The following is a 23,078-nucleotide window of genomic DNA, read 5'->3' on the forward strand; positions in this document are numbered from 1 at the left end:
CCGCGCAGCGGCCGAGCTCCGGCAACGCCCCGCCGGGGGCGACCACGTCAGCGCCCCCTGATCAGCGAGAGCGCCTCCGCGCGGGAGGTCGCCGAGCTCTTGAACAGCCCGCGCACCGCCGAGGTGGTGGTGCGCGACCCCGGCTTGCGGATGCCGCGCATGGCCATGCACAGGTGCTCGGCCTCCAGCACGACGATCACCGCGCGCGGGTTCAGCTTGCGCACCAGGGCGTCGGCGATCTGCGCGGTCAGCCGCTCCTGGACCTGCGGGCGCTTGGCGTACAGGTCGACCACCCGGGCCAGCTTGGACAGCCCGGTGACCTGGCCGTCGACGGCCGGGATGTAGCCGACGTGGGCCACCCCGTGGAAGGGCACGAGGTGGTGCTCGCAGGTGGAGAACATCGGGATGTCCTTGACCAGCACGAGCTCGCCGTGGCCCTCGTCGAAGGTCTTCTCCAGCACCGTGTCCGGGTCGACGAACAGCCCGGCGAAGATCTCGCCGTAGGCGCGCGCGACCCGGGCCGGGGTCTCCTTGAGGCCCTCGCGGTCCGGGTCCTCCCCGACCGCGATCAGCAGCTCGCGGACGGCGCGCTCCGCACGGTCCAGGTCGACCCCGCCGGGTACGGCCTGGGTCACCCCGGCCGCCACCGCGGCGGACTCCACCGGTCCGGAGCGTCCGTCCGTCGTCGACGTGCTCAGTGTCCTGCCTCCGGGTCGTGTCCGCGCCGTTGCTCGCCGGCGCCGGGGTCGTTCGCACCACCCGGCGCGCCGTTGCCGTGCGCGCCGTTGCCGTTGCCGCCGTCGCCCGGTCCGGGACCGGGCCACGGACCACCCTGGGCGGGGCCCTGCGGCCCACCCTGCTGCGGCGGCTGCGCCCAGTTCGGCGGCGGCCAGCTCTGCCCCTGCGGGGTCGTCGCGGGCCGCCAGTCCGGCGGGGCGCCGTAGTTCGGGGCGACGGCCGGCGGCGGGGGCTGCCCCGGTCCGCCGTAGGACCCGGCCCGGCCGTAGCCGTGGGCCGGGGCGCCGTGCCCGTTGCCGGGCGCGCCGTAGCCGTTCCCGTTCCCGTTGCCGCCGTTGCCGCCGCCGTGGCCCGGGCCGCCGTCACCGGGGCCGTAGCCGCCGTCGTTCGGGGCGTCCGGGCGGCTCGGGACCGAGCCGCCCGCCGGGAACGGGGAGGCGCCGGGGGTGCCGGGCGCGTCGCCGTAGCCGTTCGCGGAGCCCGAGCCGACCTCGGCCGGGGTGCGCTCGTCCTCCTCGGGCGGCAGGACCTCACCGCGCTCGTGCGCCAGCTCGCGCCGGGTCTTGATCGGCGGCTTCTCCGACGGCGTGCGCACGCCGAAGTCGTCGAACGCGGTGATCCGCGGCCGCTTCTCCACCGACCCGAAGATCCGCTCGAGGTCCTTGCGGTTCAGGGTCTCCTTGTCCAGGAGCTCCAGCACCAGGTCGTCGAGCACGTCGCGGTAGGTGTTGAGGATCTCCCACGCCTCGGTGTGCGCGGCCTCGATGAGCTTGCGCACCTCCTCGTCGATCTCGTGGGCGACCTCGAGCGAGTAGTCGGCCTGGTTGCCCATCGAGCGGCCGAGGAACGGGTCGCCCTGCTCGCGGCCGTAGCGGACGGCGCCGAGCTTGGCGCTCATGCCGTACTCGGTGACCATCGCGCGGGCGATCTTGGTGGCCTGGTCGATGTCGGAGGACGCGCCGGTCGTGGGCTCGTGGAAGACGAGCTCCTCGGCCGAACGCCCACCCATCGCGAAGACCAGCCGCGCGATCATCTCGGCGCGGGTCATGAGGCCCTTGTCGTCCTCCGGGACGACGAGCGCGTGCCCGCCGGTGCGCCCGCGCGGCAGGATCGTGAGCTTGTAGACCGGCTCCAGGTCCGGCATCGCCCACGCGGCCAGCGCGTGCCCGCCCTCGTGGTACGCGGTGATCTTCTTCTCGCGCTCGGAGACGATCTTCGACTTGCGCCGGGGGCCGCCGACGACGCGGTCGACCGACTCCTCCAGCGCGGCGCCGTTGATCAGCGTCCCGTGCTCGCGGGCGGTCAGCAGCGCGGCCTCGTTGATCACGTTGGCGAGGTCGGCACCGGACATGCCCACGGTGCGCTTGGCCAGCGACTCGAGGTCGACGTCGTCGGCGAAGGGCTTGCCCTTGGAGTGCACGCTCAGGATCGCGCGACGGCCCGCCAGGTCGGGGGCGCCGACCGGGATCTGCCGGTCGAACCGGCCCGGGCGCAGCAGCGCCGGGTCCAGGATGTCCGGCCGGTTCGTCGCGGCGATCAGGATGATGCCGCCGCGGGCGTCGAAGCCGTCCATCTCGACGAGCAGCTGGTTCAGGGTCTGCTCGCGCTCGTCGTGCCCGCCGCCGAGGCCGGCGCCGCGCTGGCGGCCGACCGCGTCGATCTCGTCGACGAAGATGATGCAGGGCGCGTTCTGCTTGGCCTGCTCGAACAGGTCGCGCACCCGGGAGGCACCGACACCGACGAACATCTCGACGAAGTCGGACCCGGAGATCGTGTAGAACGGCACGCCCGCCTCGCCGGCGACCGCACGGGCCAGCAGCGTCTTGCCGGTGCCGGGCGGGCCGTAGAGCAGCACGCCCTTGGGGATCTTCGCGCCCAGGGCCTGGTAGCGGCCCGGGTTCTGCAGGAAGTCCTTGATCTCGTAGAGCTCCTCGACCGCCTCGTCGGCGCCCGCCACGTCCGCGAACGTGTTCTTCGGCATGTCCTTGTTCAGCTGCTTGGCCTTGGACTTGCCGAAGCTCATGACCCGGTTCCCGCCGCCCTGGGCGTTGTTCAGGAACCAGAACAGCAGGATCAGGACCAGCGCCAGCGGGATCATCGTGATCAGCAGCGTGGAGAGGAAGGAGTCCTGGCGGACGACGGTGTCGTACTCGGCGATCCCGGGGACCTGGCGGACCTGGTCGAAGATCTGACCGGAGATCTGCGCCGGGTACTGGGTGAGGATCTGGGTGGTCTCGTTGCCGTTGACCTCGATCGGGCGGTCCAGCGTGAGGCGGAGCTGCTGCTCACGGTCCTCGACGAGGGCGTCCTTGACGTTCCCCGACTGCACCTGGGAGAGCGCGACCGACGTCGTGACCTCGGTGTATCCGCGGGTGTCGTCGAACAGCTGGCTGAACCCGAGATAGATCAGGAGTGCGACGAGGATCCAGATCAGCGGGTTGCGGAGCAGGCGCTTGCGGTCCATGCAACGTCGGCCTGGGTGGCCTTCACCTTCCCGGGAGTGGTTCTCGGCAGCGGCGGCGGACGGTGTACCGCCCCGCCGGAGGGCCCTGACCCGCAAGGATAGCCCCACGGTGGGTGGAGTGCTCCGGACGGACCTGGCCGGACCGCCCGGTGAGCGGGCGGCCGATCCATGAACGAACCGGCGACCTGCCCGGTTCCCCCACAGGGGTGTCCCGACGCACACGTCGACACCGTGGTGTGGGACAACTGTGCAGCACGCTCGGTACCCGGACGGCGGCGGAGGGCAGCGGCGCCCTGCTCCGTCCGGTCCAGCGGCGATGGTCTGCGGGTCGGGAGGGACGATCGGATGGCGCTGCACGCGGTGGCCGGACCCCGGCGGACGGTGTCGGTGCTCGCCGCCGGTCTCGCCGCCGCGGCGGCACTGGCGGTGTTCACCGTGCCGGTGGGGACGGCCGTCGCCGTGCCCGTGATCCCGGCGCCCGCGGCCGCCGCACCGACGCCGCCGGTCGTGACCGCGCCGCCGGCGACCACCGCCCGGGCCGAGGCGAGCGACCTCGTTCCGCACCCGGCCGTCGTCGCGGGGCCGGGGTCGATCGGGCCGGGGACCGTCACCGAGACCACCGGCGCGGGCCTGTGCACGGCCGGGTTCGTGTTCACCGCGGGCGAGCGCACCTTCCTCGGGCAGGCCGCCCACTGCGGCGGCACCGGCGACGAGACCGAGACCGACGGCTGCACCTCCGACGCGGTGCCGCTGGGCACCCCGGTGCTGGTGCACGGCCGCGACGGCACGGTCACCGGGACGCTGGCGTGGAGCTCGTGGAACACCATGCAGGCCCGCGGGGAGCGCGACCCCGACGTCTGCGCCTACAACGACCTCGCACTCGTCGAGCTGCCCGCGGGCGCCCGCCCCTCGGTGGGTGCCGCGGTGCCGTTCTTCGGCGGTCCCGGCGCGGTCCGCACCGCGCCGCTGCCCGCCGGCACCCCCGTCTACGGCCTCACCAACCCGCCCGGCGCCGGCGGCGTCCGCACGGTCGGGGTGCGCGCCGGTGCGGCCGCCGCCGAGGTCGGTGGCGGCTGGGGGCACACGGTGTTCGCCGTGCAGGACGGCGTCGCCGGGGAGTCGGGCAGCCCGCTGCTCGACGCGCAGGGCCGCGCGATCGGCGTGCTGTCCAGCCTCACCACCACCGACGACCTGCCCAGCATCGAGTACACCGACCTGGCGAGGGCGCTGGACTACGCCGCCCGCACCGACGGTCCGGCCGGTCTGGCGCTCGCCGGCGGGCCCGCGTTCACCGTGGCCCCGGCCGGGGTGGACCCGCGGGCGCTGGCCACACCCGCCGGGCCCGGGCTCGGCTGAGCCGCGCTCAGGCGTAGACCGACGGGTCGAGCGTGCCGATGTAGGGCAGGTCGCGGTAGCGCTCGGCGTAGTCGAGGCCGTAGCCGACGACGAACTCGTTCGGGATGTCGAAGCCGACGTAGCGCACCGGGACGTCGACCTTCACCGCGTCCGGCTTGCGGAGCAGCGTCACGACCTCCAGCGACGCGGGCGAGCGGGTCTGCAGGTTGCCCAGCAGCCAGTTCAGGGTCAGCCCCGAGTCGATGATGTCCTCGACGATCAGCACGTGCCGCCCGGCGATGTCGCGGTCGAGGTCCTTGAGGATCCGCACGACGCCCGACGACGAGGTCGACGATCCGTAGGAGCTGACCGCCATGAACTCCAGCTGGGCCGGGATGGGCAGCGCGCGGGCGAAGTCGGTCATGAACATGACGGCGCCCTTGAGGACGCCGATCAGCACGAGGTCGGACTCGCGGCCGTCGCGCACGAGGTCGGCGTAGTCACCGGCGACCTGCTGCGCCAGCTCCGCGGTCTTCTCGCGCACCTGCTCCTCGGTGACCAGCACCGAGGAGATGTCCCCGTCGTACACCCGACCCCCTCGCACGGACCGTGTGACGGCCCGGTCGACGCCTCCACCGGACCCGCGGTCACGCCCGGTCACGCGGCCGGCTGCGGCGGCGCAGCACGAGCCTGCCACGGGCGCGGGCCAGCACCAAGCCGCCGCCCAGCGCCGGTCCGCCCTGCCCGCGCCAGGCCCCGACGAGGTCGTCGGCGGCCCGCAGCTGCGCGTCGGTGAGGGCCCGCGCGCCCGCTCCGGCGAGCCATTCCCGCAGGACCCGGCGTCGCACGGCGGGCTCGGCAGCGGCCAGGACCCCGGTGTCGAGCGCGGTGCCGACGGCCTCCCCGACCCCCGCCGCGACCCCGGTCGGGTCGGTCACGGCGGTACCCGGTGGTGAGCCGTTGTCGCCGGAATCACCCGGCCCGGTCTCCCCCGCCGGTGCACCCCGCTCACCGTCCGTGGCCACGCGGGCCGCCGACAGCAGCCGGGCCGCGGCGGCGGAGAGGGCGGCGTCGTCGTCGTGGAGCTGGTCGGCGGTGCGGGCGAGGGCGGCCGCGACCCCGCCGCCCAGGACGTCCTCCAGCAGCGGCAGCACCTCGTGGCGCAGCCGGGAGCGGGCGAAGCGGGGGTCGGCGTTGTGCGGGTCCGCCCAGACCGCGACGCCGGCGGCCGCGCAGGCGGCGACGGTGTCGGCCCGGCGCACCCCGAGCAGCGGGCGCAGCCACGGCTCGGTCCACTCACGCATCCCGGACAAAGACCGTGCCCCGGAGCCCCGGCCGAGGCCCAGCAGCACCGTCTCGGCCTGGTCGTCGAGGGTGTGCCCGAGCAGCACCGGCGACGACGGCGACGGCCGCGCCGCCCGCAGCGCCGCGTACCGGGCGGTCCGGGCCGCGCCCTCGGGGCCGCCCACGGCGCCGACGACGACCGGGTGCACCGTCGCCGTCACCCCGAGCCCGCGCAGCCGCGCGGCGAGCCCCGCCGAGCGCTCCGCGGACCCGTCCTGCAGCCCGTGGTCGACGACGGCGGCGTGCACCGGCCCCTCGACGGCCTCCCGGACGGCGAGCACCAGCGCCGTGGAGTCGGCACCGCCGGAGCAGGCGACCAGCGGCGGGGCGGCGGCCGCGTCACCGGGCAGCCGGTCCAGTGCGGCCCGCACGGCGCGCCGGACCCGGCCCGCCGCGGCGGGCCCGTGACTCGTCAGGCGACGCGGCGCAGCCACGCGGCGGGGTCGTCCAGCTCGGCGCGGGTCGGCAGCGTCTCGGGCGACTCCCAGACCCGGTTGATCCCGGCCATCCCGGCCTCGCGCTCGACGGCCCGGCAGAACGCGGCGCCGACGGCGTACTGGCGCATCTTCGCCTCGACCCCGAGCAGCGCGCGCAGGATCCGGTCGATCAGCCCGCCGCCGCGGCGGCGCTCGGTGAACCGGCGCCGGATGAGCGCGACGTCGGGGACCACGTCCGGCCCGACGGCGTCCATGACGTGGTCGGCGTGCCCCTCCAGCAGGGTCGACAGGGCGAGCAGCCGGTCGAGCACGGCCCGCTGCTCGGGGCCCTGCAACAGCTCGACCAGGGCGAGCACGTCGGCCTTGCGGCCGTCCTCGCCGCGCAGCGCGCGGATCGCGTCGGGCAGCCGGGCGAGCCGCGCGGTGTCCGGTTCCTGCAGCGACAGCAGCTCGGTGACCAGCCCGGCGAAGTGGTCGCGCAGCCACGGCACCGCGGTGAACTGGAGCCGGTGGGTGGCCTCGTGCAGGCAGACCCAGAGGCCGAACTGGTCACCGTCGACGTCGAGCGAGCGCGAGGCGGCGTAGACGTTCGGGGCGACGACGATGAGCCGCCCCGCCCCGCCGGGCCCGCCGAACGGGTCGTACTGGCCGAGCACGCGGGCACCCATGTAGGCGAGCAGCGCGCCGAGCTGCACCCCCGAGCCCGCCGCGGTGACCGTGCGCAGCGGCCACGGCGAGTCGGGCAGCCGGGCGCCGGAGGTCAGCGCCTCCATCCCCCCGACGGCGGCACGCGCCCAGGCGGGCCGGTCCAGCACGTCGGCGGGCAGCAGCGGCAGGTCCGCCCCGAGGCCGGTGACCTCGCGGACGTGTCCCTCGGCGCGGGCGGAGTCGGTGCGCAGACGCTCCACCAGCGCGCCCGCCACCGCGGGGGTGGTGCGGGGCCCGGCGGGCATCAGCGAGGCCGCCGTCGACGCGGCCAGGGACCAGTTCACCGGCAGTCCGGCGCCGGTGCGGTCGGGCCGGCGGCCGGTGACCTGGCCGGTCGTGTCGGTCTCCATGCGTCCCCACGCTACCCGCGACGACGGGTGCGCGAGACCGGGTCAGCCGCGGCAACCGCAGCGCGACAGCGTCGCCGCGATGCGGTCCAGCGCGGGCCGGGCGTCGGCGGGCGAGGTGCCGTTGGACAGCAGCGCGAACACCAGCAGCCTGCCGTCGACGTCGGTGACGACCCCGGCCAGGCTGGAGGCGCCGGACAGCGTGCCGGTCTTGGCCCGCACGACGCCGCGCCCGGCGACCGACCGCGGGTCGCCGAACCGGTCGGCGAGCGTCCCGCCACCACCGGCGACCGGGAGCCCGGTGAGGATCGGGCGCAGGAACTGCACGTCGGTCGGGCTGTCGGACTGGGCGGCGGCCGAGGACAGCACCGCGCCGAGCAGCCGGGCCGGGATCAGGTTGTCCCGGGACAGGCCGCTGCCGTCGGCGAGCTTCAGCCCGGACACGTCGTAGCCGGCCTGGACCAGCGCCTCGGTGACGGCCTTCGAGGCGCCGTCGAACGAGGCCTCGCCGTCCTTGGACACCGCGACCTGGCGGGCCATCGCCTCGGCGGTGACGTTGTCCGAGGCGGTGAGCATGTACTCGATGAGGCTCGCGATCGGCGGGGAGGACACGCTGCCCAGCACCGGCGCGTTCGCGGCGGCGACGCCCTCGCGGACGTCGGAGGCGCCGAGCGCGCGGGCCAGCGCCTTGCCGGCGGCCGCGGCGGGGTCGGTGCTGCGCGGGCCGTCCTGCTGCAGCGGGTCGGTGCGCCCGCCGTCGAGCATCAGCGCCGACATCGGGGCGACGTAGCCGTCCGCGACGTCGGTGGGCCCCCAGCCCGGCGACTCGGCCGGGCCCTTCCAGAGGCTCGCGTCGGTGTAGACCGTCGTGATCGGGCGGCCGACGGCCTTCTTCACCTGCTCGGCGAGGTCGGCGATCCGCGCGGGCTCCGGGTAGAGCCCGTCCTGCCCGTCGGGCAGCGCGGTCAGCGACGGGTCGCCGGACCCGACGAGGACGACCGAGTCCGGGGACGGGCCGGGCACGACCCGGGTCGCGAGCCGGTCGGTCGGGTTCAGCGACAGCAGCGCGGCCGCGGCGGTGAGCAGCTTCGTCGTGGAGCCGGGGACCATGCCGCGGTCGCCGTCGCGCTCCCAGATCGGCTTCACCCCGCGCGGGGCCGCGGAGTCCATGACGACCCCGGTGACCTCGCCGAGCTCGGGCGCGTCGAGCTGGGAGGACAGGGCCTGGGTGATCCCGGCGGCGCTCGGCACCGGCGCCGTCGGCGTGAGCGGGCGCAGCGCGGGCATCGGGACCGGCGGGTACTGGGTGGCGGCGGTGCCGAGCCCGAACGAGCTGCGGGCGTCCGGCCCGGCCAGGGCGACGGCGCCGAACAGCGAGGCCAGTGCCATCACCGCGACCGCGACCACGGCGAACCGCCGGTAGCTGCGCTCCGGCCGGCGATGCCTGCGTCCCACGGACCCTCCTGTACCTGCTCGTCCGGCGGCCGACCTGCCCGCACGGTGGTGCGACGCGGGCCACATCGGCCCGCTCCGCCCTCACCGGCGTGCACCCGTGCCCACCCGGTCCCTCACACTAGGGGGCAGCACCGACACCGCCGGAGCGGGCGGGCCAGCGGCCCCGCCCCGGATCCGGTGGAGCCGTGACACAAGACCGCTGACCCTCTTCAAGGAGCAACGAACCGTGGACTTCGACGTCACCATCGAAATCCCCAAGGGCGGCCGGAACAAGTACGAGGTCGATCACGAGACCGGACGTATCCGGCTCGACCGCACCCTGTTCACCGCCACCCAGTACCCCGCCGACTACGGGTTCATCGACGACACCCTGGGCGAGGACGGGGACCCGCTGGACGCCCTGGTCCTGGTGCAGGAGCCGACCTTCCCGGGGTGCGTCATCCGCTCCCGCGCGATCGGCATGTTCCGGATGAAGGACGAGAAGGGCGGCGACGACAAGGTCCTCTGCGTCCCCTCGGACGACCCCCGCCAGGAGCACCTGCGCGACATCCACCACCTGGCCGAGTTCGACCGGGCGGAGATCCAGCACTTCTTCGAGATCTACAAGACCCTCGAGCCGGGCAAGAGCGTCGAGGGCGCGTCCTGGGTCGGCCGGGCCGACGCCGAGCGCGAGATCAAGGCGTCCTACGAGCGCGCGAAGAACGCCGGGCACTGACCGGTCGCCGGGGCGGCCGCGCACGGCCGCCCCGGGTACGGGTCACACCTTCTCGAACACCGCGGCGAGCCCCTGGCCGCCGCCGATGCACATCGTCTCCAGCCCGTAGCGGGCGTCGCGACGCTGCATCTCGCGGGTGAGGGTGGCCAGGATGCGGCCGCCGGTGGCGCCGACCGGGTGCCCCATCGAGATCCCCGACCCGTGCACGTTGGTGCGCTCGAAGTCGGCGTCGGTGAACTTCCACTCCCGCGTGCAGGCCAGGACCTGCGCCGCGAACGCCTCGTTCAGCTCGATCAGGTCGATGTCGGCCAGGGTCAGCCCGGCCACGTCCAGGGCCTTGGCCGTCGCCGGGACCGGGCCGATGCCCATCGTCTTGGGCGGGACCCCGCCCAGGCCCCAGGACACGACCCTCGCCAGCGGGCGCAGTCCTAGCTCGGCGGCCTTCTCCGGGCTGGTCACCACGCAGATCGCGGCGCCGTCGTTCTGGCCGGAGGCGTTGCCGGCGGTCACGGTGGCGTCCGGGTCGTCCTTGCCCAGGATCGGGCGCAGCGTCGCCAGCTTCTCGACCGTCGAGTCGGGGCGGACGTGCTCGTCGCGCTCGACGACGGTGTCGCCCTTCCGGCCGGGCACGGTCACCGGGACGATCTCCTCGGCGAACATCCCGGACTCCTGCGCGGCCGCGGCCCGGTGGTGCGAGCGGACGGCGTACTCGTCCTGCTCGGCGCGCGGGATCGCGTAGTCGCGGCGCAGGTTCTCCGCGGTCTCCAGCATGCCGCCCGGCACCGGGAAGTTCTTCCCGCCGGCGGTGACGCGGCCGCGGGCCAGCGAGTCGTTCAGCGTGACGCCGCCGCCCTTGACCCCCCAGCGCATCCCGGTGGAGTAGAACGACGCGCCCGACATCGACTCGGCGCCGCCGGCCAGCACGACCTCCGCCGCACCCGTCCGGACCTGGCCGGCCGCGTAGAGCACGGCCTGCAGGCCCGAGCCGCAGCGGCGGTCGATCTGGATGCCGCCCGCGGTCACCGGCAGGCCGGCGTCGAGCGCGGCGACCCGGCCGATCGCCGGGGCGTCCATCGTCGGGTAGCAGTTGCCCAGCACGACGTCCTCGACGACGTCGGGGTCCAGCCCGGTCCGCTCCATCAGGGCGCGGATCACCGTCGCGGCCAGGGTGTGGGCCGGGACGTCGCGCAGCGACCCCCCGAACCCGCCCACCGGGGTCCGCAGCGGCTCGCAGATCACCGCATCACGCATGGGGTCTCTCCTCCTAGACGAACTGCCGGGTCAGCCATTCGGCGACCAGGGCGGGCTTCTCGGATCCCTCGACCTCGACGGTCACGCCGATGGTGAGCTGGACGCCGCCGGGGACGTCGCTGACGTCGGTCAGCTCGACCCGGCCGCGGATCCGGCTGCCCACCGGCAGCGGGCTGGTGAACCGGACCTTGTTGAGGCCGTAGTTCACGCCCATCTTGACCCCGTCCACCTTGTAGACGGCCTGGACCAGCTTGGGCAGCAGCGACAGCGACAGGAAGCCGTGGGCGATGGTGGCGCCGAACGGTCCGGACGCGGCCCGCTCGGCGTCGACGTGGATCCACTGGTGGTCGTCGGTGGCGTCGGCGAAGCCGTCGATCCGCTCCTGCGTGACGGTCAGCCAGGGCGAGGTCCCGATCTCGGTCCCCTTGGCCGCCCGCAGCTCGTCCACTCCGTCGAAGACGCGCATCTGTCACTCCGTTCGTGGTGCGTGATGGGTGATCCGTTTCCAGCTTTCCCTACCGCACCGCGGGCCGCCGGGGGGTGCGACGTCGTCGAACACACACGCCCCGCACCACACGACCGGTGCGGCTTGGTTATGGTCACCCCGTCAGGAGCCGCCTTGAGCAGATGGGCACAGCTTCGACGTGGAAGGCCTACGCCCCATGACCCCGACCGCCCCCGACCGCCGATGACCGCCACCACCACCCCGCGTCCCGACCCGGACGGCCTCGTCCACCGGGCCGTGCCGTACCGGGATCCCGAACACCAGGCCGTCGCCCTCACCGCACCGGTGACCGAGGCACTGGAGGCGGGCCGTCGTGCGCTCGTGGTGGTCGACCCGCGGTGTGCCGCGGTGCTGCGCCGCTCCCTCGGCCACGACGCCGGGGTGGAGTTCCGCACGCCGGACCGGATGCACTCGGCCCCGCCGTTCACGGTCGCGGGGCGCTGGAGCCGCGCGGTGCGCGAGGCGCTGGCCGACGGCGCGTCCGGGGTCTGCACGGTCGGCCAGCCGGTCGAGCTGCCCGGTGCGGACGCCGCCTACTGGACCCGCCTCGACCTCGCCCTCTCGCACGCCCTGCGCGCGCTGCCCGTCGAGCTGCTGTGCTGCTTCCCCGACGTCGAGGCCGACCGCGCGCACGCCGGGGCCCTGCACGACGAGTTCCTCGTCGACGGCGCCCCGGTCCCGAGCGGCTGCCGGCGCGACGACCACGAGCTGCTGGCCGAGAACCCGCAGTGCCCGCCGGACGAGCTGGGGCCTGCGCTCGTGACGCTGCCGGTGACCCTGGACGACCTCGGGTCGATGCGGCGCGTCGTCGAGCGGCAGGCCGAGCTGTCCGGGCTGGGGCCCAGCCGGATCTCCGACCTCGTGCTGGCGGTCAACGAGCTGATCAGCAACGGCGTCGAGCACGGGTCGGGTCACCCGGTCCTGCGGATGTGGCGCACCGAGGCGGGGCTGGTCTCGGAGATGAGCGACGCCGCGACGTGCCAGCTCGCGTTCCCCGGGCTCGCCGCACCGCCGGTCGCCGGGAACCGTGGCCGGGGGATGTGGCTGGCCTCGGAGCTGTCGGACGTGCTGCAGGTGTGGACCGCGGAGGACGATCCCGGTCAGGTGACGGGCACGGTCGTGCGCGTCACGATGTCGCCCCCGTGAATCCCGGTACGGTCCCGGGGTGACCCGGCACGACCGCGCCGACCCGGTGACCCGCTTCCTGCGGATGGTGACCGGGCCCGAACCGCCGCTCGACGAGGCCGCACTGGCGATCGCTGCCGGCGCCGCCCCGGACCCGGAGGTCGCGGCGGTGTCCACCGCACGGGCCCGCGCGACGCTCGACGAGCTCGCCGACGGTGTCACCGGGTTCGAGTCGCTGCTGCACCGGCTGTTCACCGAGGCCGGGTTCCGCGGCAACTCCACCGACTACGCCGACCCGCGCAACTCCTTCCTGCCCGACGTCCTCGAGCGCCGCACCGGCATCCCGATCACCCTGTCGGTCGTCGCGATCGAGGTGGGCCGCCGGGCCGGGGTACCGCTGGAGGGCGTCGGCATGCCCGGGCACTTCCTGGTGCGGGTGCCCGGCACCCAGCGCCTCGTCGACGCCTTCGACGGCGGCAGGCGGCTCGACCCGGCGGGCTGCGAGGAGCTCTTCCGCGCGACGACGGGCGCCGGCCCGGAGGTGCCCTTCGACTCGGGCATGCTGCCGCGCACCTCGACCCGCCAGATCCTCGCCCGGATGCTGGAGAACCTGCGGGCGACCTACGGCCGCTCCCGCGACCACGACGGCCTGGAGTGGGTGCTCCGGATGCGGCTGGGCCTGCGCCACCAGGGCCCGGAGCTCATCCGCGAGCTCGGCGAGGTGCTCGCCGCGCAGGCCCGCTGGGACGAGGCGGCCCGGCTGATGGAGTCCTGGGTGGACGGTCCGGGGCGCGGATCGCGCTCGGGCGCCGAGGTGCTGGACGAGGTGCGCACCGAGGCGATGAAGCACCGGGCCCATCTCAACTAGGACCCCGGTCAGGTGTGCGGGGCCCGGGTCGGTGCGCCGGAGTCCTCGCCGAAGCGCCACGGCTGCCCGGTCGACTCCAGCACCGCCATCCACAGGTCGCCGTGCGGGTCGACCTGGTTGCGACGGCTGACGGCCAGGCTCATCGGGATGTGCACGAACCGGCGCCGCACCCGTCCGACCACCATCGCGGTGCGCCCGGACATGGCGGCGTGCACCGCGGCCTGGGACAGCCGGACGGTGTGCACGCTGTCGTAGGGGTTCGCGGGGACGCTGCGGATGATGTAGCTCGGGTCGACGTAGCGGACGGTGGTCTCCATCCCGGCGTCGGCGAAGGAGTCGGCGATGCGCTCCTTGAGCCAGGGGCCGACGTCGGAGAGCTTCGCGTTGCCGGAGGCGTCGGTGCGCCCGACCGGCGGCAGCATCTCCTGCCCGGCTCCCTCCGCGACGACGACGACCGCGTGCCCGCGCTGGGACACCCGTCGTCGCAGGTGGTTCAGCAGACCGGTCTCGCCGTCCAGCTCGAAGGGCACCTCGGGGATCAGGACGGCGTCGGCGTCGGAACGCACGAGCGAGGCGTAGCAGGCGATGAAGCCGGAGTGCCGGCCCATCAGCTTGACCAGGCCGACCCCGCCGGGGGTGGACTTGGCCTCCACCGTGACCGACCGGATGGCCTCGCTGGCCTGGGAGAACGCCGTCTGGAATCCGAAGGACTGGTCGATGAACGGGATGTCGTTGTCGATCGTCTTCGGGATCCCGACGACGGCGATCCGCAGCCCCCGCTCCCCCACCACCCTGGCGATCTCCATCGCGCCGCGCATGGTGCCGTCGCCGCCGATCACGAACAGCACGTTGAGGTGCATCTGCTCGAGGCAGTCGACGATCTCCTCGGGGTCCTGCGGGCCGCGCGAGGTGCCGAGGAAGGTGCCGCCGTCGACCGGGATGTCGCGCACCGACTCCGGGCTCAGCTCGACGACGTCGTGGCCGTAGGAGGAGACGAAGCCGCGGTAGCCGTTGCGGAACCCGACGACCCGGCGCACGCCGTAGTGGTAGGTCAGGGTGCGGACCAGGCCGGAGATGACGTCGTTGAGCCCCGGGCACAGCCCGCCGCAGGTGACGATCCCGGCGCGGGTCTTCGACGGGTCGAAGTAGATCTGCCGGCGCGGCCCGCACGGCTCCAGGCCCGGCAGCTCCTCCGGTTCGACGCCGCGGGCGCGGATCCCGGCGGCGGTGTCGTCGAGCAGGACCCGGTCACCGGCGTCGACGTAGTGCTCGGTGGTGCGGCGGGCGTCGAGCAGCGGCGCCAGCGGCGAGGTGATGCGGGCCGGGCCGAGCGTGTCGATGGCCAGGTCCCCGGGCGTGATGCTGCTGTACTCCGAGGTGGTCACGCGCACACTCCGTCTGGATCGATTCGCCCGGGGGCCGGGCGATCATCGTGACGCACACCGGGCGAATCGTCGATCCGACCCCCGGGGACGACGCCGCGGGACCACCCGCGGGTGCGCCGGGTCCCGCCGATCGGACCATCGTCGTCGCCGCTGCGTCACCGGCCGGCCCGCGGACCGCCCCGCGTCGTTGCGGTGTGCATCGACAGACGTCACCGATTTCGCCCACCCTGTCGCACACGCGCTGTGAACGAAACGAGCACCCGGGGTGAACACCGCAGGTCGCGTAGGGCAAAATTCGTCCATGCGGAGCATCGACCCCCGTCACACCTGGTCCACCGGATTCGCCCGCACCATCGCCGAGGAGCTGCGCCACGGCGTCGCGACCGGCGCGGTCACCTGGAGCGAGGCCGACGAGCTGCTCAACCGCCTGCGCACGGTGATCGACCAGGCGCTGGACGTGCATCCGCAGCCGCTGTGACCGCGTCCGCGTCCTCGACGGTGACGCCGCGGTAGGCCCGTCCGACCCACACCAGGGGCCGGCCGCGACGGCGCAGCCCGAGCAGCTCGACGACCTCGGCCGCGACCAGCAGCGACGCCCCGACCTCGGTGACCGACAGGACCCGGCAGCGCAGCGCGGTGCCCACGTCGACCAGCCACGGCTCCCCGGTCGGCAGGGCCATCCACCGGACGCCCGCCCCGAACCGTTCCGCGCCCGGGACCGCGAACGCCGCCGCGAGGCCGGTGTCGGTGTCGTCGAGCAGGTGCACGACGACCGTCCCGCCCCCGGCGAGCGCACCGGCCAGCCGCGAGTCACGGGCGGTCGAGAACGACACCGCGGGCGGGTCCACCCCGACCGAGGCGACCGACGACGCCGTCATCCCGACCGGCCCGTCGAGCCCGGTCGCGGTGAGCACGGCGACCCCGGCGGGGTGCCCGCGGAACGCCGTCCGCAGGCCCCCGGCCGGATCGGCGACCGTCACGCCCGCGCCCGGGCGAACCGCTCGGCGGCGTCGGCCCAGTTGACGACGTTCCACCAGGCCGCGACGTAGTCGGGCTTGACGTTGCGGTACTGCAGGTAGAAGGCGTGCTCCCACATGTCGAGCAGGACGATGGGGGTCTGGCCTGCGGGGAGCTGGGACTGCTGGTCGTAGAGCTGGTGGATGAGCAGGCGTCCGCCGAGCTGGTCGTAGCCGAGGATGGCCCAGCCGGAGCCCTGGATGGTGGTGGCGGCGGCGGTGAAGTGGGCCTGGAAGCCGTCGAAGGAGCCGAAGTCGTCGTCGATGGCGGTGGCGAGATCGCCGGTGGGCTTGTCGCCGCCGTCGGGGGAGAGGTTGTTCCAGAAGGCGGAGTGGTTGACGTGGCCGCCGAGGTTGAACGCGAGGGTCTTCTCGAGTCCGACGACGGCGCCGAAGTCGTTCTTGTCGCGGGCGTCGGCGAGCTTGTCGAGGGTGGTGTTGAGGCCCTGGACGTAGGTGTTGTGGTGCTTGGAGTGGTGCAGCTCCATGATCTCGGGCGCGATGTGCGGGGCGAGCGCGGAGTAGTCGTAGGGCAGGTCCGGAAGCGTGTAGTCGGCCATGCCCGCAGCCTGATAGCTGAACCGGACTTCAGGTCAAGTGTGACGGCGGCCGCACGGCCCGGCCTCAGTTGTCGTCGCGCCCGGTGAGCGCGTGCTCCAGCTCGTCGGCGAGGTGGACGACCTGGCGGAACGGGAACTCGAACCCGTCCAGCGCGGCCGGGCCGAGCGGGATCGAGTGCCGGAACACCACGACGCCCTCCTCCGCGGCCAGCCCACCGACCACCGACGGCCCCGCGAGCTCCAGGGCGCGGCCGAGGTCGACCTCGCCGAGCCGTGCGACCGGGGACTCGATCTGCACCCACTCCTGGTCCGGGTCGGCGACCGCGGCCGCCGCGTCGGTGACCTCGACGCCGGGGCGGCCCGCGCCCTCCCGCACCCGCTTCACGACGACGAGCTGGTCCCGGTCCTCGGTCGTCGGCAGCCGGAACCGCAGCTCGTCCGCACCCTGGCGGACGATCTCGTACCGGACCACGACGTAGGCCTTCAGGTCCTCCCAGGTCGCCACGCCCGTCTCCCCCTCGATCGTCCGACGGGGCCCACCGGACCCCGTCGCCGACCCTAGCGTGATCCGGACCCCGCGCGGCCGGGCCTCGCCTCCCGGCGGGGCGCGTCTCCCGCGAGGCTGCTCGGCGACGGCCCGAGTCGTCCGAGCCCGGACCGATTCCACCGACGGGAACGGGGCCGTCAGGCGGCCGGATCGTCCGTGCACGGATCACCGGCGTCGAGATGCAGCTCAGCGGGCCCTGGAGATCCACAATTCCCGCTGAGCTGCATCTCGGCGTGGCGGGACGCGGCGCGGCGGGACGCGGCCGATCGCAACGGGGCGCGGCACGGCGGGCCGAGCAGGGCGGGGGCGGTCCGCACGGGACGGGGCGAGCAGGGCGAGGGCGGGCCGAGCAGGTCAGGCCGAGCGCGGCAGGGCGAGCCGGGCAGGGCGAGCCGGGCACCGCACCCCGGGGCGCGGAGGGGACGGCGCCCTACCCCGCCAGCCCGGTGGTGATCAGCTGGTCCACCGGGGCGCGGTCGTCGGTCAAGACCGGCGTCCCCGCGGTGAACGCGGCGGTGCGGTCCGGGGCGAGGACCGTGCCGGCCGGTTCGGAGCGGGCGACGGCGGCGCCGAGGGCGGCCGGGTCGAGCGGCCGGTCCGAGGCGACGACCACGACGTTCCCGCCGCCACCGGGGGCGAACTCGTCGGGGAGGGCGAGGAGCATCGTCGTCGCGAACCGCGACTCGACGGTCGCGGTGGCGGCCTTGACCAGGTCGAGCGGGTACCGGTCGATCACGTTGAGGACGTAGAGCCCGCCCGGGCGCAGCACCCGCTGCACCTCGTCGAGGAACTCCGCGGTGGACAGGTGCCAGGGCACCGAGCGGGCGCCGAAGGCGTCGCCGACGACGAGGTCGGCGGAGTCGTCGGGCAGCGCGGCGAGGTTCACCCGGGCGTCGCCGGTGCGCACGGTGGTGCCGGGGATCCCGCCCGCGTCCAGGGAGCGGACGCCGAGGTCGATCACGCCCTGGTCCAGCTCCAGCACGGTCGAGGTGCTGCCGGGGCGGGTCGCGGCGAGCCAGCGCGGCATGGTCAGCGCGCCGCCGCCGATGTGCACCGCGTCGACCGGGCGCCCCTGCGGGAACGCGGTGTCGACGGCCGCGGCGAACCGCTTGGTGTAGGCGAACTCCAGGTGCGCGGGGTCGCCGAGGCGGACGTAGGAGTGGCGCAGGTCGTCGAGCACCAGATAGCGACCGGCCGGGTCCGCGGGGTCGGTCCGGACGGCGGCGCAGTAGTAGGTGGTGTCGGCGTCGCAGCGCCCCGGCAGCGCGACGAGCGCGACGGCCAGCAGCAGCGCCGCGGCACCGCCCTTCGCGATGTCCGAGCGCCGCCGCCGGGGTGCCAGGACGAGCCCGAGCACGAGGCAGGCGGCCGCGGTGACCAGCAGGATCGCGCTCACCGGCAGCAGCGCGACCAGCACGAACCCGGTGAGGAAGGTCCCGGCGAGCGACCCGAGGGTGCCCGCCGCGGACAGCCCGCCGACGACCTCGCCGGAACGGTCCAGCCCGGTCAGCCGGGCCTTGGTGACGGCCGGGGTGACCGCGGCCAGCGCCGTCACCGAGACCAGGGTGGACGCGGCGACGAGCACCACGGCGGCGTAGGGCCCCGCGCCGAGCAGCGGCCCGAGCAGCCGGACCACCGGCCGTACGGCGAGGGTGCCGAGCCCGCCGACGACCATCATCAGCGCGGCGACGGCGACCGGGTCGCGCTCGTCGGCCCACCGCCCGCCCAGCGAGGCGCCCGCCGCGATCCCCGCGAGGGCCACCCCGATCACGGCGGTGGTCGACTCGAGCGTCAGTCCGACGTAGGGCGCGACGAGCCGGGTCGCGAGGGTCTCGACGACGAGGATCGCCGCCCCCGAGACGACGACGGCGGTCCGGGCCATGGCGAGGCGCACCCCGCCATGGTGCCGGTCGGGATCAGGCCCGGTTCAGCCGGAGCACGAGCTTGCCGGTGTTCTCGCCGCGGAACAGCTTGAGGAACACCTCCGGGAAGTCGGACACGGCGCCGTCGACGACGTCCTCACGGCTGTGCAGGCGCCCGTCGGCGAGCCAGCCGGCGAGCTCGGTGCCGGCCTCGCCCCAGCGGGGGATGTAGTCCCCGACCAGGAAGCCCTCCATGCGGGCCCGGCTGACCAGCAGGTTCATGTAGTTCTTCGGGCCGGTCATGCCGCCCTCGGCGTTGTACTGGCTGATCGCCCCGCAGATGACGACGCGGGCGTGCATCGCGAGCCTGCCGAGCACGGCGTCGAGGATGTCCCCGCCGACGTTGTCGAAGTAGACGTCGACGCCCTCGGGGGCGAGCTCCTTGAGTCGCTGCGACACGTTGTCGGAGCGGTAGTCGATCGCGGCGTCGAACCCGAGGTCGTCGGTGATCCACGCGCACTTCTCGGGGCCGCCCGCGATGCCGATGACCCGGGCGCCCTTGACCTTCGCGAGCTGCCCGACCACCGACCCGACGGCGCCGGCCGCACCGGAGACGACGACCGTCTCCCCCTCCTTGAGGGCGCCGACGTCGAACAGCCCGAAGTAGGCGGTCATGCCGGTCATGCCGAGCAGCGCGAGGTAGCGCTCCGGCGGCACGTCCGCGGTCGGGGAGACCTTCTGCAGGCCGCGGCCGTCGCTCTCCACGTACTCCTGCACGCCGAGCACACCGGTGACGGTGTCGCCGACGGCGAAGTCGGCGTTCTTCGACGCGACGACCTCACCGAGGCCGAGCGCGCGCATCACCTCGCCGATCCCGACCGGGGGCGCGTACGAACGCCCCTCGTTCATCCAGCCGCGCATCGCCGGGTCCAGCGAGATGTGGCTGATCCGGACGACGATGCGGCCCTCGCCGGGCTCGGGCACCGGCTCGGTGGTGTGCTCCCACACCTCCGGGCCGGGGGTGCCCTGCGGGCGTGCGGCGAGCCGTACCTGGTGGTTGACCTCGTTGCTCATGACACCGGTCTACCCCCGTCACGCGCGCGGCACCGCATCACGGTCGTCACGCGCGTGACGGGAATGTCGTTCGGTGACCGAACGGATCGTCGCTACAGGCCCAGGTGCCGCGCGATCAGCATCTTCTGCACCTCGGAGGTGCCCTCGCCGACCTCGAGGATCTTCGCGTCGCGGTAGAACCGCCCGACCGGGTACTCGTTCATGAAGCCGTAGCCGCCGAAGATCTGGGTGGCGTCGCGCGCGTTGTCCATCGCGGCGTTCGACGAGACGAGCTTGGCGATCGCCGCCTCCTTCTTGAACGGCTCCCCCGCGACGAGCAGCCGCGCGGCGTGCTGCCAGGCCAGCCGGGCGGTGTGCGCGCGGGCCTCCATGTCGGCGATCTTGAACTGGATCGCCTGGTAGGAGCCGATGGTGTTCCCGAACGCCTCGCGCTCGCCGGCGTAGCGGACGGACTCGTCGACGCAGCCCTGGGCCAGCCCGGTCGCCAGCGCCGCGATCGCGACCCGGCCCTCGTCGAGGATGGACAGGAACTGGGCGTAGCCGCGGCCGCGCTCGCCGAGCAGGTTCGCCGCGGGGACGCGGACGTCGTCGAAGAAGAGCTCGCGGGTGTCGGAGCAGTTCCAGCCGACCTTGGAGTACTTCTCGCTCACCGTGAACCCGGGCGTGCCCGCCGGGACGAGGATCGCCGAGATCTCCTTGCGGCCGTCGGGCTTCTCGCCGGTGACGGCGGTGACGGTGACGACCGAGGTGATGTCGGTGCCGGAGTTGGTGATGAAGCACTTCGACCCGTTGATCACCCACTCGTCGCCGTCGAGCCGGGCCGTGGTGCGGGTGGCGCCGGCGTCGGAGCCGCCGCCCGGCTCGGTGAGGCCGAACGCGCCGAGGGTGCGGCCCGCGGCCAGGTCGGGCAGCCAGCGCGCCTTCTGCTCGTCGGTGCCGAAGCGCAGGATCGGCATGGCACCGAGCCCGACGCCGGCCTCCACGGTGATCGCGACCGAGGAGTCGACCCTGGCCAGCTCCTCCAGGGCCAGGCAGAGGGCGTGGTAGTCGCCGCCCATGCCGCCGTAGGACTCGGGGACGGGCAGGCCGAACAGGCCCATCTCGCCCATCTTGGCGGTGATGTCGTAGGGGAACTCCTCGCGGATGTAGAGGTCGCCGATGACGGGCGCGACCTCCTTGCGGGCGAACTCCTCGACCGAGGCGCGCAGCGCCTCGTACTCCTCGGCGGTGGTGGTGTCCTGGGCGGTGGTCATGCCTGCTCCTCCTGGGTGGCGGGCTCGACCACGAGCAGCACCGCGTCCTTCGCGACGGTGGCTCCGGCCCGGGCCCTCAGCTCGCGCACCGTCCCGTCGACGGGGGCGGTGAGCACGTGTTCCATCTTCATGGCCTCGACGACGACCAACTTCTGACCTGCGACGACGGCGTCCCCATCGGCGACCTCGACGACGGTCACCGTCCCCGGCATCGGCGAGACGACCGGCCCGCCCGCACCGCCGGCGGCCGCGGCGGCCTCCGTCGGCGCCTGCTCGCGCACGCCCCAGGCGTGCCCGTCGCGGCCGATCCAGACGACCCCGTCGGCACCCTCGGCGACGGCGAACCGGCGGGTGCGGCCGCCCTGGGTGTGCTCCACGACCCCCGGTGCGACGGCGACGGTGCGGCACCGGACGGCGGCCGTGGCGGGCGTCGCCGATGCCGGGACGGCGGTGTCCCCCGCGTCCCCGTCCGCCGCTCCACCGGCGGTGGGCAAAGCCAGGTCGAACCCGGCCGCCCGGCCGCGGGCCCGCACCTCGACCGCACCGTCGGCGCCCCCGGTGACCAGGCGGCTCACCGTCCAGGCGGGCTCCCCGACCCGCCAGCCACCGGGGACGTCGAAGGGGTCCACCACGGGCCCGGCCGGCTCCCGGCGCAGCAGCCCGAGACCGGCGACCGCACCGAGGACGTCGGCGGGCACCGTGTCGTCGACGAGCGCGGCGCCGCGCCGGGCGATCAGCCCGGTGTCGAGGTCACCGGCGCGGACGTCGTCGTCGGCGAGCAGGGCCCGCAGGAACCCGATGTTGGAGTCGAGCCCGAGCAGCACCGTGTCGCGCAGCGCGGCGTCGAGCCGGCGCAGCGCCTCGTCGCGGGTGGCGCCGTGGGCGACGACCTTGGCCAGCATCGGGTCGTAGTCGGACCCGACGACGGTGCCGGTCTCGATCCCGGCGTCGACCCGCACCCCGGGCGGCGGCGTCCAGTCCAGCACCGGCCCGCCGGAGGGGAGGAAGGTGAGCGCGTCGCCGGACACGGCGGTGGCCTCGGCGTACACCCGGGCCTCCATCGCGTGCCCGGTGAGCACCACGTCGTCCTGGGTGATCGGCAGCGGCTCCCCCGCGGCGACGCGCAGCTGCAGCTCGACCAGGTCCAGGCCGGTGACCTCCTCGGTGACCGGGTGCTCGACCTGCAGGCGGGTGTTCATCTCGAGGAAGAAGAACTCGTCGGGACGGTCCGAGCTCACGATGAACTCGACGGTCCCGGCCCCGGTGTAGCCGACGCTGCGGGCGGCCTCGCAGGCGGCGCGGCCCATCTCGTCGCGCTGCGCGGGGGTGAGCAGAGCCGACGGCGCCTCCTCGATGATCTTCTGGTGGCGGCGCTGCAGCGAACACTCGCGCTCGCCGAGGTGCACGACGGCGCCGTGCGCGTCGGCCATCACCTGGATCTCGATGTGCCGCGGCGTGGTGACCAGCCGCTCGACGAGCAGGGTGTCGTCGCCGAAGGAGCCGCGGGCCTCGCGGCGCGCACCGGCGATCGCGTCGGCCAGCTGCTCCGGGGAGTACACCTCGCGCATGCCCTTGCCCCCGCCGCCCGCGGACGGCTTGAGCAGCACCGGGTACCCGATGTCGGCGACGACGGCGGCCAGGTCGTCGTCGGTGAGGCCGGAGCCGTCGGAGCCGGGCACGACCGGCACCCCGGCCTTGGCGACGGTCTGCTTGGCGCGGATCTTGTCGCCCATCGCCTCGATCGCCGACGACGGCGGCCCGACGAAGGCGATCCCCGCCTGTTCGCACGCGGCGGCGAACGCGGTGTTCTCGGACAGGAAGCCGTAGCCGGGGTGGATCGCCTGCGCACCGGTCGCCCGGGCGGCGGCGATCACGTTCTCCACCGACAGGTAGGACTCGCCGGCGGCGGCCGGGCCGATCCGGACGGCCTCGTCGGCGGCGCGGACGTGCGGGGCCGCGGCGTCGGCGTCGGAGTAGACGGCGACCGACCGGACGCCCAGCGAGCGCAGGGTGCGGATGACGCGGACCGCGATCTCGCCGCGGTTCGCGACCAGGACGGTGTCGAACAGTGCCGATCCCATGGGGGGCC

The 23,078-nt window shown here is 74.4% G+C and carries 21 protein-coding genes; 5 read left to right on the forward strand and 16 right to left on the reverse strand.

Annotated elements, in window-relative coordinates:
• Window positions 1–47: 47 nt before the first annotated feature.
• Window positions 48–662: a GTP cyclohydrolase I FolE gene (folE, locus tag KPL60_RS29745; RefSeq protein ID WP_226354155.1), complete on the reverse strand. Its 615-nt coding sequence runs from the start codon at window positions 660–662 to the stop codon at window positions 48–50.
• Between the two features lie 32 nt (window positions 663–694).
• Window positions 695–3,202 (reverse strand): ATP-dependent zinc metalloprotease FtsH, encoded by a 2,508-nt coding sequence (gene ftsH, locus KPL60_RS29750; RefSeq protein ID WP_226367867.1) that lies wholly within the window; start codon window positions 3,200–3,202, stop codon window positions 695–697.
• A gap of 345 nt (window positions 3,203–3,547) precedes the next feature.
• Here ftsH and KPL60_RS29755 point away from each other — a divergent pair, with 345 nt between their 5' ends.
• Window positions 3,548–4,558: a S1 family peptidase gene (locus KPL60_RS29755; protein WP_226367868.1), complete on the forward strand. Its 1,011-nt coding sequence runs from the start codon at window positions 3,548–3,550 to the stop codon at window positions 4,556–4,558.
• 7 nt (window positions 4,559–4,565) lie between these two features.
• On the opposite strand, the gene hpt is transcribed toward KPL60_RS29755, so the two are convergent.
• The 4 genes from hpt to dacB all read right to left on the reverse strand — a co-directional run bounded on the left by hpt (window position 4,566) and on the right by dacB (window position 8,828).
• Window positions 4,566–5,126 (reverse strand): hypoxanthine phosphoribosyltransferase, encoded by a 561-nt coding sequence (hpt, locus tag KPL60_RS29760; RefSeq protein WP_073576928.1) that lies wholly within the window; start codon window positions 5,124–5,126, stop codon window positions 4,566–4,568.
• A 58-nt stretch (window positions 5,127–5,184) separates the two neighbouring features.
• Window positions 5,185–6,315, reverse strand: a complete 1,131-nt coding sequence (tilS, locus tag KPL60_RS29765) for a tRNA lysidine(34) synthetase TilS (RefSeq protein WP_374228779.1) — start codon at window positions 6,313–6,315, stop codon at window positions 5,185–5,187.
• A complete protein-coding gene (locus KPL60_RS29770; RefSeq protein WP_235975617.1) occupies window positions 6,294–7,271 on the reverse strand; it encodes a zinc-dependent metalloprotease in 978 nt (325 codons plus the stop codon). Before KPL60_RS29770 ends, tilS begins: the two co-directional genes overlap by 22 nt.
• Window positions 7,272–7,418: 147 nt before the next feature.
• Entirely contained in the window at window positions 7,419–8,828 is a 1,410-nt protein-coding gene (dacB, locus tag KPL60_RS29775; RefSeq protein ID WP_226354159.1) for a D-alanyl-D-alanine carboxypeptidase/D-alanyl-D-alanine-endopeptidase, read from the reverse strand.
• A 226-nt stretch (window positions 8,829–9,054) separates the two neighbouring features.
• On the opposite strand from dacB, the gene KPL60_RS29780 reads away from it, so the two are divergent.
• Window positions 9,055–9,543 carry an inorganic diphosphatase gene (locus KPL60_RS29780; RefSeq protein ID WP_073576771.1) on the forward strand — a complete coding sequence of 163 codons (489 nt, stop codon included), beginning with the start codon at window positions 9,055–9,057 and terminating at the stop codon, window positions 9,541–9,543.
• A 42-nt stretch (window positions 9,544–9,585) separates the two neighbouring features.
• Here KPL60_RS29780 and KPL60_RS29785 read toward each other — a convergent pair whose 3' ends face one another.
• On the reverse strand, window positions 9,586–10,794 hold the full coding sequence (locus KPL60_RS29785; RefSeq protein ID WP_226367869.1) for an acetyl-CoA C-acetyltransferase: 1,209 nt from the start codon (window positions 10,792–10,794) through the stop codon (window positions 9,586–9,588).
• 13 nt (window positions 10,795–10,807) lie between these two features.
• Complete coding sequence (locus KPL60_RS29790; RefSeq protein WP_226354161.1) at window positions 10,808–11,260, reverse strand: MaoC family dehydratase; 453 nt, start codon at window positions 11,258–11,260, stop codon at window positions 10,808–10,810.
• 222 nt (window positions 11,261–11,482) lie between these two features.
• Here KPL60_RS29790 and KPL60_RS29795 point away from each other — a divergent pair, with 222 nt between their 5' ends.
• On the forward strand, window positions 11,483–12,445 hold the full coding sequence (locus KPL60_RS29795) for an ATP-binding protein (RefSeq protein ID WP_226367870.1): 963 nt from the start codon (window positions 11,483–11,485) through the stop codon (window positions 12,443–12,445).
• 19 nt (window positions 12,446–12,464) lie between these two features.
• Window positions 12,465–13,292, forward strand: a complete 828-nt coding sequence (locus KPL60_RS29800; RefSeq protein WP_218622750.1) for a SirB1 family protein — start codon at window positions 12,465–12,467, stop codon at window positions 13,290–13,292.
• 8 nt (window positions 13,293–13,300) lie between these two features.
• On the opposite strand, the gene KPL60_RS29805 is transcribed toward KPL60_RS29800, so the two are convergent.
• Window positions 13,301–14,677, reverse strand: coding sequence for an ATP-dependent 6-phosphofructokinase (locus tag KPL60_RS29805; RefSeq protein ID WP_226367871.1), 1,377 nt, complete (start codon window positions 14,675–14,677; stop codon window positions 13,301–13,303).
• Window positions 14,678–14,978: 301 nt separating this feature from the next.
• On the opposite strand from KPL60_RS29805, the gene KPL60_RS29810 reads away from it, so the two are divergent.
• Window positions 14,979–15,155: a hypothetical protein gene (locus tag KPL60_RS29810; protein ID WP_168172146.1), complete on the forward strand. Its 177-nt coding sequence runs from the start codon at window positions 14,979–14,981 to the stop codon at window positions 15,153–15,155.
• Here KPL60_RS29810 and KPL60_RS29815 read toward each other — a convergent pair.
• From KPL60_RS29815 to KPL60_RS29845, 7 genes are all read right to left on the reverse strand, one after another.
• Window positions 15,097–15,657 carry a flavin reductase family protein gene (locus KPL60_RS29815; RefSeq protein WP_226367872.1) on the reverse strand — a complete coding sequence of 187 codons (561 nt, stop codon included), beginning with the start codon at window positions 15,655–15,657 and terminating at the stop codon, window positions 15,097–15,099. The two genes, KPL60_RS29810 and KPL60_RS29815, sit on opposite strands and share 59 nt — an antisense overlap.
• Window positions 15,654–16,253: a superoxide dismutase gene (locus KPL60_RS29820; RefSeq protein WP_226367873.1), complete on the reverse strand. Its 600-nt coding sequence runs from the start codon at window positions 16,251–16,253 to the stop codon at window positions 15,654–15,656. Before KPL60_RS29820 ends, KPL60_RS29815 begins: the two co-directional genes overlap by 4 nt.
• Before the next feature lie 64 nt (window positions 16,254–16,317).
• Window positions 16,318–16,758 (reverse strand): hypothetical protein, encoded by a 441-nt coding sequence (locus KPL60_RS29825; protein WP_226354166.1) that lies wholly within the window; start codon window positions 16,756–16,758, stop codon window positions 16,318–16,320.
• A 472-nt stretch (window positions 16,759–17,230) separates the two neighbouring features.
• A complete protein-coding gene (locus tag KPL60_RS29830; RefSeq protein ID WP_226367874.1) occupies window positions 17,231–18,694 on the reverse strand; it encodes a fused MFS/spermidine synthase in 1,464 nt (487 codons plus the stop codon).
• Between the two features lie 22 nt (window positions 18,695–18,716).
• The gene (locus KPL60_RS29835) at window positions 18,717–19,736 is read right to left on the reverse strand and encodes an NADP-dependent oxidoreductase (protein ID WP_226367875.1); all 1,020 of its coding nucleotides are present in this window, start codon (window positions 19,734–19,736) and stop codon (window positions 18,717–18,719) included.
• A gap of 92 nt (window positions 19,737–19,828) precedes the next feature.
• Window positions 19,829–20,989 carry an acyl-CoA dehydrogenase family protein gene (locus tag KPL60_RS29840; RefSeq protein WP_100878929.1) on the reverse strand — a complete coding sequence of 387 codons (1,161 nt, stop codon included), beginning with the start codon at window positions 20,987–20,989 and terminating at the stop codon, window positions 19,829–19,831.
• A complete protein-coding gene (locus KPL60_RS29845; protein WP_226367876.1) occupies window positions 20,986–23,070 on the reverse strand; it encodes a biotin carboxylase N-terminal domain-containing protein in 2,085 nt (694 codons plus the stop codon). Before KPL60_RS29845 ends, KPL60_RS29840 begins: the two co-directional genes overlap by 4 nt.
• Window positions 23,071–23,078 lie beyond the last annotated feature (8 nt).

The sequence above is a fragment of the Pseudonocardia sp. ICBG162 genome (genome assembly GCF_020496225.1).
In the GTDB taxonomy this organism is placed as follows: domain Bacteria; phylum Actinomycetota; class Actinomycetes; order Mycobacteriales; family Pseudonocardiaceae; genus Pseudonocardia; species Pseudonocardia alni.